General features: G+C 61.0%; 18 protein-coding genes and 2 pseudogenes. 3 read left to right on the forward strand and 17 right to left on the reverse strand.

Going from position 1 to position 17,192, the window contains the following annotated elements:
• Positions 1 to 93 precede the first annotated feature (93 nt).
• Entirely contained in the window at positions 94 to 2,448 is a 2,355-nt protein-coding gene (gene ppk1, locus Q7S58_RS19560) for a polyphosphate kinase 1 (protein ID WP_304830061.1), read from the forward strand.
• A gap of 158 nt (positions 2,449 to 2,606) precedes the next feature.
• Here ppk1 and Q7S58_RS19565 read toward each other — a convergent pair whose 3' ends face one another.
• From Q7S58_RS19565 to Q7S58_RS19600, 8 genes and pseudogenes are all read right to left on the reverse strand, one after another.
• Positions 2,607 to 2,768, reverse strand: coding sequence for a hypothetical protein (locus Q7S58_RS19565; RefSeq protein WP_304830064.1), 162 nt, complete (start codon positions 2,766 to 2,768; stop codon positions 2,607 to 2,609).
• Positions 2,769 to 2,860: 92 nt separating this feature from the next.
• Positions 2,861 to 3,058 (reverse strand): Thivi_2564 family membrane protein, encoded by a 198-nt coding sequence (locus Q7S58_RS19570; RefSeq protein WP_304830067.1) that lies wholly within the window; start codon positions 3,056 to 3,058, stop codon positions 2,861 to 2,863.
• Positions 3,059 to 3,103: 45 nt separating this feature from the next.
• Positions 3,104 to 3,328, reverse strand: a complete 225-nt coding sequence (locus Q7S58_RS19575) for a hypothetical protein (protein ID WP_304830070.1) — start codon at positions 3,326 to 3,328, stop codon at positions 3,104 to 3,106.
• Between the two features lie 285 nt (positions 3,329 to 3,613).
• Positions 3,614 to 3,994: a hypothetical protein gene (locus Q7S58_RS19580; RefSeq protein ID WP_304830073.1), complete on the reverse strand. Its 381-nt coding sequence runs from the start codon at positions 3,992 to 3,994 to the stop codon at positions 3,614 to 3,616.
• 244 nt (positions 3,995 to 4,238) lie between these two features.
• Positions 4,239 to 4,499, reverse strand: a pseudogene (locus Q7S58_RS19585) (hypothetical protein); the annotation flags it as partial.
• A 93-nt stretch (positions 4,500 to 4,592) separates the two neighbouring features.
• Positions 4,593 to 4,913, reverse strand: a complete 321-nt coding sequence (locus tag Q7S58_RS19590; RefSeq protein ID WP_304830075.1) for a hypothetical protein — start codon at positions 4,911 to 4,913, stop codon at positions 4,593 to 4,595.
• A gap of 10 nt (positions 4,914 to 4,923) precedes the next feature.
• The gene (locus tag Q7S58_RS19595) at positions 4,924 to 5,553 is read right to left on the reverse strand and encodes a hypothetical protein (protein WP_304830078.1); all 630 of its coding nucleotides are present in this window, start codon (positions 5,551 to 5,553) and stop codon (positions 4,924 to 4,926) included.
• Positions 5,554 to 5,691: 138 nt separating this feature from the next.
• Positions 5,692 to 6,423, reverse strand: a complete 732-nt coding sequence (locus Q7S58_RS19600) for an SDR family NAD(P)-dependent oxidoreductase (RefSeq protein ID WP_304830081.1) — start codon at positions 6,421 to 6,423, stop codon at positions 5,692 to 5,694.
• Between the two features lie 136 nt (positions 6,424 to 6,559).
• On the opposite strand from Q7S58_RS19600, the gene Q7S58_RS19605 reads away from it, so the two are divergent.
• On the forward strand, positions 6,560 to 7,042 hold the full coding sequence (locus tag Q7S58_RS19605; protein ID WP_304830084.1) for a CinA family protein: 483 nt from the start codon (positions 6,560 to 6,562) through the stop codon (positions 7,040 to 7,042).
• Positions 7,043 to 7,055: 13 nt separating this feature from the next.
• Here the strand turns inward: Q7S58_RS19605 and Q7S58_RS19610 are convergent, their stop codons facing one another.
• From Q7S58_RS19610 to Q7S58_RS19650, 9 genes are all read right to left on the reverse strand, one after another.
• A complete protein-coding gene (locus Q7S58_RS19610; RefSeq protein ID WP_304830087.1) occupies positions 7,056 to 7,652 on the reverse strand; it encodes a DsbA family protein in 597 nt (198 codons plus the stop codon).
• A 24-nt stretch (positions 7,653 to 7,676) separates the two neighbouring features.
• Complete coding sequence (locus Q7S58_RS19615) at positions 7,677 to 8,486, reverse strand: dienelactone hydrolase family protein (RefSeq protein WP_304830090.1); 810 nt, start codon at positions 8,484 to 8,486, stop codon at positions 7,677 to 7,679.
• Between the two features lie 141 nt (positions 8,487 to 8,627).
• The gene (locus Q7S58_RS19620) at positions 8,628 to 9,917 is read right to left on the reverse strand and encodes an amidohydrolase family protein (RefSeq protein ID WP_304830093.1); all 1,290 of its coding nucleotides are present in this window, start codon (positions 9,915 to 9,917) and stop codon (positions 8,628 to 8,630) included.
• 33 nt (positions 9,918 to 9,950) lie between these two features.
• On the reverse strand, positions 9,951 to 11,342 hold the full coding sequence (locus tag Q7S58_RS19625) for an amidohydrolase family protein (RefSeq protein WP_304830097.1): 1,392 nt from the start codon (positions 11,340 to 11,342) through the stop codon (positions 9,951 to 9,953).
• A 47-nt stretch (positions 11,343 to 11,389) separates the two neighbouring features.
• Entirely contained in the window at positions 11,390 to 12,385 is a 996-nt protein-coding gene (locus Q7S58_RS19630; RefSeq protein WP_304830100.1) for an aldo/keto reductase, read from the reverse strand.
• 148 nt (positions 12,386 to 12,533) lie between these two features.
• Positions 12,534 to 13,301, reverse strand: a complete 768-nt coding sequence (locus Q7S58_RS19635; RefSeq protein WP_304830103.1) for a FadR/GntR family transcriptional regulator — start codon at positions 13,299 to 13,301, stop codon at positions 12,534 to 12,536.
• Positions 13,302 to 13,320: 19 nt separating this feature from the next.
• The gene (locus tag Q7S58_RS19640) at positions 13,321 to 14,229 is read right to left on the reverse strand and encodes an LLM class F420-dependent oxidoreductase (protein WP_304830108.1); all 909 of its coding nucleotides are present in this window, start codon (positions 14,227 to 14,229) and stop codon (positions 13,321 to 13,323) included.
• On the reverse strand, positions 14,226 to 15,605 hold the full coding sequence (locus Q7S58_RS19645; protein ID WP_304830110.1) for an LLM class flavin-dependent oxidoreductase: 1,380 nt from the start codon (positions 15,603 to 15,605) through the stop codon (positions 14,226 to 14,228). Before Q7S58_RS19645 ends, Q7S58_RS19640 begins: the two co-directional genes overlap by 4 nt.
• Positions 15,606 to 15,656: 51 nt before the next feature.
• Positions 15,657 to 16,904, reverse strand: coding sequence for an amidohydrolase family protein (locus Q7S58_RS19650; protein WP_304830113.1), 1,248 nt, complete (start codon positions 16,902 to 16,904; stop codon positions 15,657 to 15,659).
• 181 nt (positions 16,905 to 17,085) lie between these two features.
• On the opposite strand from Q7S58_RS19650, the pseudogene Q7S58_RS22345 reads away from it, so the two are divergent.
• Positions 17,086 to 17,192 (forward strand): annotated as a pseudogene (locus Q7S58_RS22345) (cyclopentanol dehydrogenase); the annotation flags it as partial.

Genomic DNA, 17,192 nt, shown 5'->3' on the forward strand with positions numbered 1-17,192 from the left:
CTGCGCGGCTGTAACTTTGGCATGTTAAGAGATGTTAATTCGTCCATTCAGCGTGTATTCAGTTATAGGCAGCGGCTCCGCGGAGCAGTTAGAATGGGCCGGGGAGTGGGGCTGGATGTGGAATCGACTATCGATATGAGTAATCAGGCCGACACCGCAGCAGAAAATCCTGCAATAGCTCCGGCCGATGCGGCTATCTCGGCGGCGTCGAACGACGCGATCGCGGCTGGCCCCTCAGTGGCTGTGACCGTGGCGCCTGCAGAAGCTCCGGTGGCCAATGGCGCTATCGAAGACGCCAAGCCGCAGCCGCTCAGAATCGACAAGGACCTCACCGCGCCGGAGCTTTTTCTCAATCGCGAATTGACGTGGCTCGGGTTCAACGGCCGCGTCCTCCAGGAGGCCGGCGACGAGCGCAATCCGCTCCTCGAGCGCCTCAAGTTCCTCGCCATCACCGCCTCGAACCTCGACGAATTCTTCATGAAGCGCATCGGCGGCCTGAAGCAGCAGGTCGTTGCCGGGATGCACGAACTGACCGTGGACGGGCGTACGCCGCAGCAGCAAATCGCGGAATGTTACGCGGTCGTGCGCGAGATGGAGCGGCGCCAGCGCGAGCTGATGCCGCAGATTCTCGGGCAGCTCGAGACTTTCGGGATCCGGCTGCGCCGCTACGACAACCTTTCCGCCGACGAACGCAAGACCATTCGCGAGTACTACTACAAGAACATTTTCCCGCTGGTGACGCCGCAGGCGATGGACCCGGCGCATCCGTTCCCGTTCGTGTCGAACCTTTCGCTGAACCTGCTGGTGACGGCGCGTTATCAGAACGATTCGGACCCGCTGATGGCGCGCGTAAAGGTGCCGCTCGGTTTCGGCATCCCGCGCTTTCTCAGGATCGGCAACCAGAACGATTTCATCAAGCTCGAGGACGTGATCGCCAACAATCTCGATCTGCTATTCCCCTCGATGCTGATCGACTCCTACGAGTTGTTCCGCGTCACGCGCAACGCCAACACCGAGCGCGACGAAGACGAAGCGGACGACCTGCTGGCGCTGATCGAATCGGAACTGCGCGATCGCCGTTTCGCACCGATCGTGCGCCTCGAAACGATCGCCGGCATGAACGCGACGCATCGCGGGATGCTCGCCGCCGAGCTCGGACTCGACGAACGTTCGGACGTGTTCGAAGTCGATGGGATGCTCTCGCTGCGCGACCTGATGGAGCTTGCCTCGATCGACGCGCCGGCGCTGCACGATCCGCCGCATCATCCGGTGGATCATCCGCGCCTCACCGTCGGCCGCAGCATCTTTCACGTGATCCGCGACGCCGGCTCCGTGCTGTTGCTGCATCCTTACGAGTTTTTCTCGACTTCGGTCGAGCGCTTTTTGCGGGAAGCCGCCGAGGATCCGAAAGTCCGCGCGATCAAGATGACGCTCTACCGCACCTCGAGCGACTCGAAGATCATCAGCCTGCTCTGCGAAGCCGCGCGCAACGGCAAACAGGTCGCCGTGGTTGTCGAACTCAAGGCGCGCTTCGATGAAGCCGCGAATATCTACTTCGCCGAGCGCCTCGAGTCGTACGGCATCCACGTGACCTACGGCGTGATGGGGCTGAAGACCCACTCCAAGGTCATTCTCGTGATCCGCCAGGACTACAACGGACTCCGCCGCTATGCCCATATCGGCACCGGCAACTATCATCCCGGCACCGCGCGCTTGTACGCCGACTATGGACTGCTGACGTGCGATAACACGATCGGCGAGGACCTGACCGAGTTCTTCAACTATCTGACGACGGGCTATATGCCCGATCGCCCGTATCGGAAAATCCTGCCCGCGCCGGTCCTGCTGAAACGCGCGCTGCTCACGCGAATCGATCGCGAGATCAAGCTTCATTCGCCGGCTTCGCCCGGCTTGATTCAGTTCAAAATGAACGCGCTCGAAGACGTGGACGTCACCCGCGCGCTCTATCGTGCGTCGCAAGCCGGAGTGAAGGTTGATCTAATCGTTCGCGACACCTGCCGCCTGCGTCCCGGACTACCTGGGCTCTCGGACAACGTGCGCGTCGTCAGTATCGTCGGCCGCTTCCTCGAGCACGGCCGGATTTACTATTTTCGCAACGGCGGCAACGAGGAATATTTCATCGGCTCGGCCGATTGCATGAAGCGCAATCTCGAAAGCCGGGTCGAGGTCGTCGCGCCAGTCGAGGATGCGCAACTGCGCAAGGAATTGCGCGCCGTGATCGATATTCAACTGCGGCCGAATCGATGCCAGTGGGAGATGCAGCCCGACGGCGCCTACCTCAGGACGGCCGCTTCCGATGCGGCGATTGGCGCTCAGCAGGCGCTGATCGAATTTGCGGCGACGCGGCAGATCGAAGAGACCAAAACCAAGAAACGGCGCTCGAAAGGTTTCGCGCGGCGCACCATCCGCCAAAACGGCGGCGATTGACGAGCGATTTCCCCCCCGGTCGATGCCGATGCCATCGCTCTTTGCCGAGGGCTCTATCCGCTCAGCTCTGACTGCGTCCCCCAATCCATATCGTGATTCGGCATCACATATGCCACCAACCAATCCCGTGAGATTCCCGGACTCGCTGAGGAAGCTGCTCACCGCATCATCCCACCACCCATCACGATCCAGACCAACAGGACGATTAGCACGATGGTCAGCAAGCTCATTCCGCGCGGCCCATAATAGCCGCTACGGTATCCGTAATAGCCACCGCCGCCACCGAACAACAAAATCAACAAGATAATCAGAAGCAACATAACAAACCTCCAATCCGCTTTTGTTCGTCAACGTGCCCGCTCCGGCGCTCCCACTGCGTCGATTGGGGAGCCTGAGACGAGCCGTCGGGCTCTCACTTAAGGTTAGGAATGTGGACTCCGTTGATGGGACCAATCAGACCAAACACTTGTAATAGCCATATCAACACGACTACGAATACGACGATATTGAGCAGGCTTTTGATCGCACCCGCCATAGGAATGTAGGTATTGATGAGCCAGAGGATCAGGCCGACTACGACCAGAACTACAACGATACCTACCAGTGTCATGGGTAAGCCTCCACAAAGTTCGGGTTAGAACATGCGTGCTAACTGTCAGCGGCCCCGGTAAAGTCCTGCGCCGATAAGAATGACGCCTAAGACGAGTGCGCCAGCGCTCAGAGCCTGGGGAACCACGTGCCTGGATCGCTCGGTGCTCTGGATTTTAAGATCGCCCAGGTTTACAACGTCCTTGGTCTGTGAGGTTGTAAATACCGGAATCGCGAGTCCCAGAATCCCTAACAAGGCGAGCAATGCGCCCAGCCACAAAATCGATTTCATCAGTATTGCTCCTTAATGCGAGGTGGCGCTCTGCACTGTTCGCGTCCCTTACTGTTCAATCTTTGCGAGCGATAGCTAAGTCATTTCAAGAACTATCCTTCGATTTTGTCGCCCTATTCGCAACAAGCCGGCAAAACGGCGGCGACTGACCGCAACGCTGTGCCCATCGAAGAGTGCCGAGAGATACGATGGCCGCGATCCGATTTCAGGATCGCGGCCATCTGCTTTTCTGGTTTCAATCACGACGCCAACGACCGATGCTCGTCGTTGGCGGGAATCGACGAGCTATTCGCCCGGTCGCGGCGGGATCGCCACGAAGTTGCCCGGATTCTCGATCATCGCTTCGCGGATATCCGGATGCGTCGAGAAGAACGACTCCAGCTCGGGATGATTCTTCGCGTATGCGTCGTCGCCGATCAGCGCCGGCTTGTAGGCAAGTTCCTTCGCGATCGCGGGATGGTCCGCGGCGAACGCGCTCCACGGCCGCAGCTTGTTCATATCAAGGCCGTGAGTACCGGCGGCCTTGAATTCAGTCGTGGTGTCGCCGTTGACGACGGTGCCCAGCGTGCGATCGCTCGCCGCAGACGTCGTATCGCCCGCGATTGCGGGTCCAGCCAGGATCGCGCTCAACGCCAATGTTGCGAACGAAATTGAAAGGCGATTCATAGTTCGCACCTCCGTACGATCTAACGAGCCCGAGTGGCTCCTACCAGTATTGTTGTGTCGGCAGGATCCTCAAGCAAGCGCAATTGCGGTCGCCGAGAGTACAGCGGATAGCTTTGTCGCTCGACGTGCCCGATCTTTGCCGATCAGCCGCCAATCGCGAACTATCGCGAGCTTTCGAGGGCAGACTTTGGCGACGCTCTCTCACGATGAGGTCTCATGGGCGATAGCGCCGCCGCAGCGGACTCTAACGCACTGTCTTTAGCGGCGTCGGCATCGATGCGCTCTTCGAGTAATTCAACTTCGATGGCGCCGCCGCGCCGCCCGACATGATGAAGGTCATCGCCTCGTTGATCGTCCAGTCGAGCATCACGAGACGACTGGTCGGCACCAATTCCATGTAGCCCGAGGTCGGATTCGGCGTGGTGGGGACGTACACCGCCGCGATTTCCTCGCCGGTATCGGCGTCGTTGAAGATTCGCGTCACGAGTCCGACCGTCTTCATTTCGGGCGACGGAAATTAGATCAGCACGACGCGCTGATGCCCCGTCGGCTTTTCCTGAAAGCTGGTCACGAGCTTGCGCGCGGCGCCGTAAATCGATTACACAATCGGGATGTGCGAAATCAGGTAGTCGAAGGCGGCGAGCAAGCGGCGTCCCGCGACCGCGGTCGCGATTTCGCCGAGCAGATACAACGCCGCGAGCACGGTGGCGATCGCAATCGCGGATTGAAACCAAGGCGCGGAGAAAGCGGAGGCAAGGCCCGGCGATAGGTTGCGAACCCATCCGAACATCACATTGACGAACGGGCTGCCGAGCGACACCAGGATGCCCACCAGCACGCTGATCACCCACGCGGTAACCCAGATTGGGATGAAGGTCAGGATTCCCGCGCCGATGTTGCGTCTCAACTTGCCGAGCATCGAGACTCTCTTATGATCGAACCGGCGCGCCCGCGGGACGGCGGCGCAGCGCATTCGCGGCAAAGATCGTGATCGCGATCGCGAGGATCGCAATCACCGCGAGCAGCCATAGGTAAGCCTCGACTTCGGTGCCGACGATCGCGGCAAACGCCAGCACCGCGCTGACCCAGTAAAAGCTCCGATCGAGATGCACGCCCGCAAGAAAGCTCGTCACCGACAGAATCAGCAACGTCACCAGCGCCACCGCGTCGGCGTCCATCTGTCCGCGCGCAAGTTGCAGAAAGATGATCCGCACCGCGACGATCGGCCCGAGCCAGTGGAGCGCCTGCACCGCCAGCATTTTCCAAACCGGCGCAACGCTACGCTCGCGGCTCATCAGTTCGTGCCACACGCTGACCACGCCGAACACCGGGAACATCGCGCTCCAATAGAAGCGCGCTTTTTCGTGCGAGACGTTAGTCAGGAACAGGCCGATCATGACGAGGATGCAGAGCAGCCCGACGATCAAGGCGCGGCGAAGCAGAACCGCCTCGAAGCGGCTCGGCCAGCTCGACGCAGGCATCGCCGCCGCTTCGACGGATCCCGGCCGCGCGATTTCCGCCGGACCCGTCGCAGTCGTGTTCGCCGTGGAATCGCTCACGTTCGCCTCTCACGCATCAATCGATCTGTTACCTTTGATCTTGCACCTTCAAGCAAGGTAGCCGCGAATCGATGGAGCATCAATGGCGGCAGTAGGCGGGCAAGCGGATCGATTCGCAGAGCGCTAGCGCGACTCAAATTACGAGAGATGGCGGCCGCCATCGACGCGAATACATTCGCCGGTGACGAATTCCGTTTCGATCAGGAACAAGACCGCCTTCGCGATCTCCTCGCCGCCACCCCATCGCGCGAGCGGTGTCGCCGCGATTACGCGATTGTGCTCGGCTGGCGTCAGATCGGGTGGCGGCAGGATCGGCCCCGGCGCGATCGCATTGACCAGGATATCCGGCGCGAGATCCAGCGCGAGGCTCTCCGTCAGCCCGATCACCGCCGCCTTCGACGAATAGTAAGGCACGTAGTCGTGGTAGCGGGCCCGCCGGCTGACGGCCAGCCAATCCGTAAAGTTGATGATGCGTCCGCCGCCGCCGGCCTTCATCACTGGCGCCGCTTGCACCGAAAACATGAACGCGCTGGTCGCGTTGGAATCCATCGCGAGCGACCAATCCTTCGCGCTCGGCGCAGGAGTCTTGACGTAGGTCGAGGCCATGTTGATCAGGATGTCGAGGCGACCGAAATTCTGCCGGGTCTCGGCGACCGCGGCGGCCACCTGCGCTTCGTTGGTCGCATCCGCCTGGATCGCAATCGCTTCGACGCCCTCATTGCGCGCCGCCGCCACGGTCCGTTCCGCTGCGTCGCGGGAACTTCGATACAGCATCGCGAGCGCGCATCCCCGCGCGGCAAGCGCTTGCGCAACGACCTGTCCAATCCGCGCGCCGCCGGTGATCAGCGCCACTTTGCCCTTGGGATCCATCTGCGTGACTATGCCGTTTATGTTTGTTCGATCGCTAGTGCAACCGGATAGATCGGGGCGCTTGAACTAAGCATCTAATCGGGACGATAAATTAACTCAGAGAACTCTGACCACCAGCGAGGAAAAATAAAATCCGATGCAACAACTTCTGCCGCTTGCCGAAAAAATCGGCGCTATCCTGAAGGATCGCCGCGAAACGATCGGCACCGCCGAATCGACGACCGGCGGCCTCGTCTCGGCGGCGCTCTTGAGCGTGCCGGGCGCATCCGTCTACTTCGTCGCGGGCTCGGTCGTTTACACGCTGAAAGCGCGCCGCGCGATTCTCGACGTCCAGGATGCGGCCTTCGCGCATATCAAATCGGTAACCGAGGAGGGCGCGCTGATCCTCGCGCGCGTTGCGCTGCAACGGTTCGGAACGACCTGGAGCATCTCGGAGATTGGCGCGAGCGGTCCCACCGGCAATCGTTACGGCGACGCCGCCGGCCATAGTTGCATCGCGATCGCGGGACCGGTCGAACGATCGATCACCGTCGAGACTGGCAGCCCGGATCGAATCGCGAACATGCGCACGTTTTCGGCCGCCGCGCTGAACCTGCTGCTGCAGAGTCTCACGCCGTAGCCGCAGTTCTGTCTCACTGCGAAATCGCGAGCCCCGCCGCGGTCAGCCGCTGCTCGAGGATCGGCAATCGATCGTGGCCCCAGAACGGCTCGCCGCCGAAAAAAAATAGCGGCACGCCAAAGACGTGATCCTCGGCGGCCTCGCTCTGCGCGCGCTCGTATGCATGCGCGCCCTCGCCGTTCAGGTAAGCCAGGTAGTCCTCGCGCGGCATCGCGAGGCTCGCGATCACGTCGGCGATAGCGGCGGGCCGATCGGCTTCGAGCTGTCGCGCAAAGAACATCGCAAATACGCGGCGGCTATAGTCGAGCAGCGTGCCTTGCGATTCGGCGAACAGGCCGCCGATCAGCGCCGGCGTCGTGTCGTAAACCTTGAGCGGTCCGCGAATCACGAGGCCGCGCGCTTTCGCCCATCGCCGCGCATCGAGATAGGAGTAGCGCGCCTTGTACTCGGAATAGATGCTGCGCTCGGCTTTGCCCTTGATCCGTAGCTGAAACGGAATCCATCGCACGCGCACGCGAAAGTTCTCTTCGAGTTCGAAGGCGGGATCGAACGCGAGATACGCAAACGGACTCTTGTAGTCCGAGTACATTTTGATTTCCGCTCTTTCCATCGACCAGCTATTCGCTGCGCGCCTTCAAACCGGGCTTGCGCTGGCCAGCCGCTCGCGAAAGAACTGGATGACACGTTCCTCGGCCAGCTTGGTCGGCGTGCCGGGCCGATCGTCAAGATGCAACGTTAGCACCGAATGCGGCGGCATCGGCGCTGGCGCGGCGTCCTTGGGATCGAGTTCGATCGCCTCGAAGCGATTGCCGAACGCGGCCTTGTAGGACTCGAACCGCGCGTCAGGTACGAAGGAGTCGCCTCGAAAGCGCAATCCGATCATCGAAAGGTCCTCGTCCTCGAACCGGCGCTTGGCGCAAGCGACCTCGTCAGGCGATACGTTCATTCCCGCGGCACGCGTCTTGGAGCCAAACGGCAGCGGCAATGATGGCTGCGACAGTACCGGCGCGACCACGGCAGGCTCGGTCATCATCGCGAGCGCGAACCCGCCGGTGAAGCACATGCCGACCGCGCCGACACCTCGACCGCCGCACTCGGCGTGTACTTTGCGCGCCAGCGCGCGCAGCCAATCGACAATCGGACTAGAACGATCGCTCGCCCAGACTGCAAACTCGCGCCGAATGCAAATTGCCTTGAGCATTTCGCCGATCGCATAGCCGGTCGATACTGGGCGCCCCGGTTCGCCGAACAGGCTCGGCAAATACACAGCCATTCCCGCATCAACCACGTGATCGGCGAAGCGCACCACCAGCGGATGAAGCCCCGGCACCTCATGAATGATGATTACGCCGTGACCGTTGCCGCGATGGTACACCGGACGCGTCCATCGGCCATCACTGAAGTCGAATGATGTGTAGCCGGGCAGCGAAGGTGTGTCACTCATCAAGGATTACCCTCGCCTCCGCTGTGCTCCGGTCTCGGGGACTCAATTAGATTGCGATTAGGCCCTCCGGCCCGAATCGGCTCCGCGGCGCTCGTGCCTCCCGAAAGGTCGGCTTAAATCAATGCTCTGGCGGCGGTTCGTCTAGGCGCCGACCTTCTGCACGAGCGGGACGCCGAATTGCGCAGCCGCGTTGCCACCGAGCATCCGCGCGATCGTCGATTGCGCGACGTTGGCCTGAGTCAGTTTCTCGATTGCCTCCCAGGCGCTGGTCGTATCGTGATGCGGATAGCGCGAGCCCCACACGATCTTCTCTTTGAATTGCTCGGGCTGCTTTTGTATCAGCCGCTCCTCAGCGTCAAAACCGAGCATGATCTTCCCCTCCTCCCACATCTCCTCTGTGTCAGTTCGCACCGGGTAGTGATGCAGCAGGGGAATCGTCCGAGTCGAGGCTTCCATCTTCTCCAGCACTTCCTCCATCCATGAAGCTTTGCCGTGCGCGACGACCATCTTCATGTTGGGGTAGCGCTCCATGACGGTGAATCCGATCAGCGTCGAGGCCACGAACATGTGGTTATCGAGCCAATGCGAAATTATTGGCGCGATCGGATGACCCATTGGCGGCGATGCAGTGAAGCCGAAAGTGATATCGGAGCCGCCACCGGCCGCAGGACCGCCTCCGCCTGCGACCGTAAACGCGCGCAGGTTGAGCCTGCCCTTCACTTTTTCGAAGAATGGACCGTGTGAAGTCCATTCCGGATTCCAAAGACCTGCTGCGGGATGAACAGCGACCGTGGTGCCGAGTTTTTCAAGCTCCGCCCAGAGCGGATCGTAAATTGGATGCGTGAAGTAGTGGCCCTCGAGGAACATCGGCCTGATGAACGCGGCCCGGAAGCAGGGGATCTTCGCGGTCCGGCGCAATTCCTCGATCGCGTAGTCGATGTTCTGCAGCGGAATCATCGAGGCGGCGAACAGCCGGTCCGGCGCCCGTTTGCAGAAGTCCGCGATCCAGTCGTTGTATGCGCGCGCCAGCGGATACGCGATGTCGGGGTCCTCGACGAGATGGAACCCCTCGGCAAACCAGGTCGGATACAGCAGCGCCTGATCGACGCCCATCGCATCCATGTCTTTGAGCCGCGCTTCGGGATTCGAGGCCCCCGCACTCACCGCATGATGTACGTCTGGATCCAGTTCGCCGACCTGCTCCCAGGTCATCCCGGGCTTCCAGATAGCGTGACGCGGAATCTTCGAGTTCATTGTATCGCGGAAGACTTTGCCGTTGACCTTGAGATACGAGCCGAGCTTGCCTTGCTCACGCCACAGCGCGGATTTTCCGAGCGTGCGGTACTCGGGCTCGAGATATTTGGTCCATAGCTCGGGCGGCTCGACCACATGCGAGTCGCCATCGAAAACTGCAAATTGCTTGTGCGCCATGATCGACCTCTTTCGCGCGCTAAGCCGCCTCGCTCACCACTGTCGGAGCACCGCGGCCTCGGGCTTGAGCGATTGCTTGATTTCCTCTTCGGTCGGCCACCAGTCGGGCCGCTGGATTTCAGTCACGCGATCCGAAATGAACTGCTTCGGCGAATCGATCCGATAGAGCTTGCGCGCGTTGCCGCCGAGGAACTTTGTCTGGTACGGCTCGGGCAGTTCGCACTTCCGCATCGTTTCGATCGCGCGCCACGCGTCGTCGCCGTCGTGATGATACACGTCCGACGCCCACGCCAGGATGTTCTCGTAGAATTCCGGGTAGCGCGACGGTGGTGCTTCGTCGCCCTCGAAGCCCGTCACGCAGCGCTCGAAAAAGGTCTCGCTGGGCAGTTGCTTCAGAGGCCGCAGGCTGCGCTCGTTGCGATAGAGCTTGTAAGCCTTGTCGCATTCATCGAGCACAAAGCTCAGCCAGGTCGAAGATGCTTCGAATACCGCGGCCCGCAGCTTCGGGAAGGTTTCGAAGAATCCCGACATCAGCGCCATCACTACCCACAGCGATGCTTCCGCCTGGAAGTCCTGCACGTTGATCAGGAAGGAATGCGGCAGGCCCGATGACGTCGCGGTCAGCGAGATCAGTTCCGCGCCGGAATGCTGCTCGGTGTAGCCGGGCGGCTTGAGCGATCCGAACGCGGGGAACGGATGCATTCCGTAAACGACGCCCGTTTCCTCCATAGCCCTCCAGACGCGATCGTACTTGGGCTGAATCGGAAAATTGCCCATCGCGTCGATTGGCCTCACGAGTCCGACGCGGCATCCCTTCGCCGCCACGCGATAGACTTCCTGCTCGGCGAACTTGGGATCCTGCATCGGCAGCATCGCTGCAAAGTAGAGCCGCTCAGGATTTTCCTGGCAGTAATCATGGGCCCAATCGTTGTATGCCTTGCACATCGCCTTGGCGCCCACGGCGTTCAGCAGCCAGGGATAGGTATCGATGTCGGTCGGGATCAGCATCACCTGGTCGATGCCCTGGACATCCATGTCGCGCAGGCGCGGCTTTGGCTGATACGAACCCTTGTGATCGATATAGTCCGCCTGCTCCGCGGTTAGCGCGGTCTTCGGATTCAGATTGCGCACGTTGAGCGCGCGCTGGATGTCATGCTTAAGGCCCGGCCCCGCGAGCGATAGCACGTTGACCATGCCAGGCGAGCCGTGGATGCGCTGAGAGCCGATTCCCGCGCCGGCTTTGCCGTTGACGATCAACTGATCGCTCTCCGGGTCGTACCAGATCGTATTCTTGAGAGCTTCGTACTCGTCCTTGGTCAACCAGTCTTTTGCGCGTTCCCACAACCACGGCGGTTCGGTGACGTGCGCATCGCAGTCAAAGGTCGGGAAATTCTTGGTCATAGATGCGAATTTCTGAATTGGCATTGCGTTCCTCCGTCACCCAACGGTGCACTGAACTGTTTAACAGGTTCCTAGCTCTCGAGCCACGACTCGGGACTGCTTACCACGCGATGCTTTGTGAAGATCGCGTCGATCTCCTTCATGTCGGCATCCGAGATTGACCATCCCAAGGCGCCGACGTTGTCGTCCACCTCGCGCGGATTGCGGCAGCCGACCAGCGCCGTACTGATTACCGGATTCGACAACGTCCAGCGCAGCGCAAACTGCGGCAGGCTCTTGCCGTAGCGCTTGGCGATACCCTTCAATTCCTCGACGGCGCGCAGGTTGTTCAGGAAGTACTCGGGCCCGAACAGATGCTGAAACAGGTTCAGATTCGCCAACTGGCCGCGATTCGAGCGCCAGTCGTTTTTCTCGAACGCCTGCTCTTCGTTGAGCGTGCCGGTGAGCATCCCGTATGCGAGCGAGCCGTAGGCCATCACACCGATATTATTCTCGCGGCAGTACGGAAAGATCTCCTTCTGCATGCGCCGATCGAACATATTCCAGCAATACTGCACGACGTCGATTTTGCGCGTGCGCACTGCCTCCTGGATCTGACTGAGACGAAAATTCGACACGCCGACCGCGCGCACTTTGCCCTGCTTCACGAGGTCGTCGAGCGCGTGCATAGTCTCGTCGAACGGCGTGTTCACGTCAGGCCAGTGTACGAGATACACATCGACATAGTCGGTGCCCAGGGCGGTGAGGCTCTTCTCAATGCACGCCGTCATGCGCTTGCGGCTGCCGTCGCGATAATTGGTCGCGTCCGGATAGCCGACGCCGAACTTCGTGGTGATGACCGCATCCTTGCGCCGCGAGCCGAGCGCCTTCGCAAGCGATTTCTCCGACGCCCCGAATCCGTAGGCCTCGGCTGTGTCGAAGCAATTGATCCCCAAGTCGAGCGCGCGATTCACCGCCTTGATGAACTCGGTCTCCTCGATACTGCCGTAGCCGCCGCCGATCTCCCAGCAGCCGAATCCCAATTCCGAAATCTTGATGCCGGTCTTGCCGAATTGACGATACTCCATAGCCTCACCTCCGGTCCGCGCTGCTTCGCCAACGGCAATAGCCGTGAAGCGCGATTCACGTTTTGAGTTTTGCTCTATTGTCGATGATTTCGTCAAGACTTGCGCATCGCGACGGCTAGCGATGATTTGACTGCGCACGCGCCCGCGGTCAACGCCGCGCGTCGCCGACGCGGCCACGCGGGAATTCCGCGCGATCCTTCTCCTTGACCAATGACAGATAGTGCCGATTCAGTTGCTCCAGATGCTGTTCCATCTCGGCCATCGCCGCCTCGCGATCGCCTGCCTCGAAATGACGGATGAAGCGCCGCCGCGACGGCATTACCCACAGATTCTGCTGCTGTCCGATCGCGCGGATGAAGTGCTGCATCACGTCGATCAGCGCTTCCATCACGATCACCATCACCGGATTCTTGGTGGCGCGCGCGATGATGCGATGGAACTCGAGATGAATCGCCGCCTGTTCGTAAAAATCGATCTGGTCGCGCGCCGCAGCTTCCGCCGCCGCGATATTTGCCTTGAGCGCCTCGATATCCTCCGCCGTGGCGCGCTCGCACGCCGCGCCCACCGCGATCGATTCGATCCACACGCGCGCTTCCGTCAGATGCTCCGGCTGGATCGCGCCCAGATGAAACATGTCGCGTAGTCCCGTGATTACCGCGTCGCCGGTGCTTTCGCGCACGAACGCGCCGCCGGTGGCGCCCTTCTGCAATCGCAATAGGCCCGCGTTTTCGAGCGAGCGCAGCGCTTCGCGGAGCGTGTTGCGCGAGACCCCGAACTGCTCGGCCAGCACCCGCTCCGCCGGCAGCCGATCGCCCGCGCGCAGTCGCCCCGACGACAGTTCGTGGCGGATCTGTTCGGCGATCTCCTCGAACGCGCGAGTAGCCTTGATAGGCCGAAATCCAATCGATGGACGCATCGATGAACGCATTACCTGGTCAGATCGCGCCGACGATCTCGCTCGCCATCTTTTCGAGCGCGCGATCCATCGAGCCCGGCTCGGCGACAGGTGGCGCCACAGCGACTCGCGACACGCCTAGGTCGCGCAGTGTCTTGAGAACGTCGGGCTTGGCGGGCCCGATCACCGAAATTTCGAGTTCATTGGGATTGCGGCCGATCTTTTCGCATTCGACTTTGAGCGACTTCAGCAGATCGCGCAGCCGGCCCATCGCCGCGTCATCGATTTCCCACGACGTTCCCTTGTTCGAGAAGCCAAGTTCCCCTACCGCTGGGAAAAATCCATCGCCGAACCGCGCCGCGCGTCTCACTGCCGCCGGCGAATGACCACCGACCAGGATCGGCACCCCGCCTTTCTGCACCGGCTTCGGCAAACTTCGCACTGGGCCGAAGTTGAAATGCTTGCCGTGAAAACTCGATGGATTCTCGCGCCACAGCGCCCGCAGCGACTGGATCGATTCGTCGGTCATCGCACCACGCTTGTGCCAGTCGAGTCCGAGCGCCGCGAACTCTTCCGCGAGCCATCCACTGCCGATTCCGAGCATCATGCGGCCGCCCGATAGTCGATCGAGACTCGCAACTTCCTTCGCGACGTATAGCGGGTTTCGCTGCGGGAGAATCATCACCGCAGTGCCGAACTTGATCCGGCTTGTGATCGAGGCCGCGAACGCAAGATGCATCAGCGGGTCTGGCAGCGCCACGTCAGTGCCGCCGGAAAGTTTCCCACTCGACGTGTATGGATACGGACTCTTGTAGCCGTCCGGCATCGCCACGTGCTCGACGCTCCAAATCGACTCGAAGCCGTGCGCTTCAGCGCCCAACACCAACTCTTTGAAAAACGCCGGCTCCGCGAATGGTCCCGCGTTCACGAACATCAGGCCGATCTTCACTTCAGTTTTTCCTCGAAGTCGAGCCCCAGCGCCGGATTCTCGACCTGCCCGCCGCATGCGCGCGCGAGCAGTGGCTTCACCTCCTCGGCGAAGTACTGCATCTGATCTTCGACTTCCTTCGTGCTGAAGCCGCCTTTCTCGAACCACGCGTTGAACGCAAAATCCTCGTAACCGCAACTCTCCTTGATGCGCATGATCGCCGCGGTCACTTCGGCCGGAGTTCCAAACAGCGCGACTTCTTTCTTGAGCAACAACTCGGGTGGAACTTTCTTGCTCGGGTCGAGCTTCTCCTCGTCCGCATCCGCGAGCACCGCAGCAAAGCCGAACGGCCCGTAATAGTCCCACTGCACTTCCAGCGCCTCGCAAAATCGCTTCAGTTCGCGCTCTCGATTCTGCCCCGGCAGCACCATATGAATGTAGCGACCTGTCAGCACGCCGCGGCGTTTCGCCGAATCCCAGCCGTACTTGAGCGCGCCGCGCCCGAGCATGTCGGGCCATCCCGCCTTCTCCGATTCCTGGTAGTACAGCTCGACGTTTTTCTTCAGGCGCGAGTTCGGCTCGACGATAAAGTACCCGTTGATGCCGCGTTCCGCGGCCCATTTGATCGATCGCTCGGTCGTCAGCGGTTCCCACATCTGCGGATGCGGCCGTTGCAGCGGCTGCGGAAACACCTGCAGCTCCTTGAGCGTGGTCGCGCTTTGCATGACCGGGTTCGGACCGCCGTATGGATCGGGCGCGCCGATATTCAGCACCTCTTCGAGTTTGCGTCCCGCCTTGCCCGACTCGAAGTACGCGATCGTCTGCTGATGATTCCAGCGCGTGAACACCGGCGGAATCGTGAAGAACTGCCCGTGATGCGAGAACGACGGCTGCGTCCACGCCTTGATAATGATCTCGTACGCTTCCTGGTAGTACGCGCGATTGCGCTCCTGATCCTGGATCGTCGCAAACGGCCAGCCGAACACCTCCGCCTCGCGCGGTTGATAGCCGCGCCCGATACCGAATTCCAGCCGCCCGCCGCTCAGCACGTCGAGCATCGCGGCCTGCTCCGCGATTCGAATCGGATGCCACCAGGTTACGATATTCGCCGCCTGCCCGAGCCGAATCCTGCTGGTGCGCGCCGCGATCGCCGTCTCCGCCAGCAGCGGATTCGGACTGAACTCCGCGCCCTCCGGCTGAAAGTGATGCTCGGTCATGAAGAAATAATTGAAGCCGAGTTTGTCGGCGAGAATTCCCTGCCGAATCTGCGCGACCAGCGTGCGCTGACTCGATTCGTGGACCTCCGCCAGGTTGCCGTCGTTGATCGCCACGCCGCGCGCGGTCCTGACGACCGGCAGATCGGAAGCGCCATTGTGAAAAATTCCTATTTCGATCATGTCACCACCTCCGGCAGCGAATCGGTTGCGAAAAGCGCAGTTGAAAAATTCTCAATCCGATACCCGCGCCGATTGCCGCCGCTTCAGCAGCAAATCGACGTCGAACTTGAACATCTTCGCCGCGTTGAGGCCCAAAATCTTCGCGCGTGACTCGTCGCTCAGATGCCCCATCTCGCGCTCGATCGCCTCGGCCGAATGCGGCCACGTCCCCTCCGCGTGCGGATAGTCGTTGGCCCACATGAAGTTATCGACCAGGTTCCACTTCTCCGCGAGTTCCAGCCCGGCGCGATCCTCCTGGAAGGTCGCGGCGCCATGCGCGCGGAAATATTCGCTCGGCAATTGCTTCAGCTTCGGATACGCCCATAGATGATGCTTGCGATACGCCTCGTCCATCGCGTCGAGCGCCCACGGCACCCAGCCGATTCCGCTCTCGACCGCGGCGAATTGCAGCTTCGGAAATCGCTCGAGGATGCCCGATCCGCAGAGGCTCGCGACCGGCTCGATCGTCGGCGAGAGCGAGTGCGAGACGTAGTTGATCACCGCGCCGCCCTCTTTGCGCGCCGCGCGCGGATCGCGTCCGGTCGAAACGTGGAAGGTGATCGGCAAATCGACGTCCTGAATCGCCGCCCACATCGGATCGTAAAGGTCGAGGTTGTAGTTGGGATCGCGCGAATCATGGCCGCCGAACATCGGCTTGCACGGCAGCGTCAGGAAGCGAAATCCCATCTGCGCGACGCGCTGAATCTCCGCGATTGCCAGCGACACGTCGCTGGTCATGATCGCCGCGGCGGGCGACATGAAATCGTTGTACTGGCCGTACATCTCCCACGCGAAGTCGTTCCAGACGCGGCATTGCGCCATGCCGAATTCGGCGTCGCGCGTCGCGAACATCATCAGACCCTTGTTGGGAAACAAGATCTCGGCGTCGATACCGTCGCGGATTTGATCCGCGATGCGCTCGACCGGATCGGCGCCGGCGCGCCCGCGCAGACGATCCTCGCCGCCCTCGCGCGGCACGTTCACGATCATGCGGGCGCGAACTCGCGAGCGGCCGAGGCCCTCGGCGACGAACCACCTCTCGCCGTTGGCGTCGGTCTCGACGTGTGGCAGACGCGCGCGAAATTTCTCATCGATACGTTTCGCCCACAGACTGCCGGGTTCGTTGGCGTGGCAATCCGCGGAAATCATCAGGTACTTGTCGGGATCGCCGGGACGCGCGGTGCGCCGCCAGCCGTCGATTCCTGGCGTGTCGAGGCGCCATCGATTTTTGTCATCTACTTCGAAATGTGTTTGTTCCATGGTTCATCTCACAGAAACTTCGACCGGATTCGTTTCGGTCGCCAGTCTCGGAAGCGGGCTAAGCGGATTGCCCGAAAAAAGTATTGGTTCAACCATTGCCTTTTAGCCGCTCACGATCGACTATGTCAAGCGCGACGGCGCGGCCCACCCGCTCCCCGCGCAACTCAGGAGGCAAGCAATCATGGACCGGCTCAAAGGTAAGGTAGCGATCATCTCAGGCGGCGCGCGCGGACAAGGCGCCGCCGAAGCCAAAATGTTCACCGACGAAGGCGCCAAAGTCGTCATCGG

It is taken from the genome of Candidatus Binatus sp. (assembly GCF_030646925.1).
GTDB lineage: Bacteria > Desulfobacterota > Binatia > Binatales > Binataceae > Binatus.

What these genes read in the sequence shown, in the direction of transcription:
- Q7S58_RS19610 (WP_304830087.1), bottom strand. Translation starts at nt 7,652, where the DNA reads ATGGAAAGAGCGGAAATCAAAATGTACTCGGACTACAAGAGTCCGTTT.
- Q7S58_RS19635 (WP_304830103.1), bottom strand. Translation starts at nt 13,301, where the DNA reads ATGCGTCCATCGATTGGATTTCGGCCTATCAAGGCTACTCGCGCGTTC.
- Q7S58_RS19630 (WP_304830100.1), bottom strand. Translation starts at nt 12,385, where the DNA reads ATGGAGTATCGTCAATTCGGCAAGACCGGCATCAAGATTTCGGAATTG.
- Q7S58_RS19565 (WP_304830064.1), bottom strand. Translation starts at nt 2,768, where the DNA reads ATGTTGCTTCTGATTATCTTGTTGATTTTGTTGTTCGGTGGCGGCGGT.
- Q7S58_RS19625 (WP_304830097.1), bottom strand. Translation starts at nt 11,342, where the DNA reads ATGCCAATTCAGAAATTCGCATCTATGACCAAGAATTTCCCGACCTTT.
- ppk1 (WP_304830061.1), top strand. Translation starts at nt 94, where the DNA reads ATGGGCCGGGGAGTGGGGCTGGATGTGGAATCGACTATCGATATGAGT.
- Q7S58_RS19590 (WP_304830075.1), bottom strand. Translation starts at nt 4,913, where the DNA reads ATGCTCGGCAAGTTGAGACGCAACATCGGCGCGGGAATCCTGACCTTC.
- Q7S58_RS19605 (WP_304830084.1), top strand. Translation starts at nt 6,560, where the DNA reads ATGCAACAACTTCTGCCGCTTGCCGAAAAAATCGGCGCTATCCTGAAG.
- Q7S58_RS19620 (WP_304830093.1), bottom strand. Translation starts at nt 9,917, where the DNA reads ATGGCGCACAAGCAATTTGCAGTTTTCGATGGCGACTCGCATGTGGTC.
- Q7S58_RS19600 (WP_304830081.1), bottom strand. Translation starts at nt 6,423, where the DNA reads ATGGATCCCAAGGGCAAAGTGGCGCTGATCACCGGCGGCGCGCGGATT.
- Q7S58_RS19650 (WP_304830113.1), bottom strand. Translation starts at nt 16,904, where the DNA reads ATGGAACAAACACATTTCGAAGTAGATGACAAAAATCGATGGCGCCTC.
- Q7S58_RS19580 (WP_304830073.1), bottom strand. Translation starts at nt 3,994, where the DNA reads ATGAATCGCCTTTCAATTTCGTTCGCAACATTGGCGTTGAGCGCGATC.
- Q7S58_RS19615 (WP_304830090.1), bottom strand. Translation starts at nt 8,486, where the DNA reads ATGAGTGACACACCTTCGCTGCCCGGCTACACATCATTCGACTTCAGT.
- Q7S58_RS19570 (WP_304830067.1), bottom strand. Translation starts at nt 3,058, where the DNA reads ATGACACTGGTAGGTATCGTTGTAGTTCTGGTCGTAGTCGGCCTGATC.
- Q7S58_RS19645 (WP_304830110.1), bottom strand. Translation starts at nt 15,605, where the DNA reads ATGATCGAAATAGGAATTTTTCACAATGGCGCTTCCGATCTGCCGGTC.
- Q7S58_RS19575 (WP_304830070.1), bottom strand. Translation starts at nt 3,328, where the DNA reads ATGAAATCGATTTTGTGGCTGGGCGCATTGCTCGCCTTGTTAGGGATT.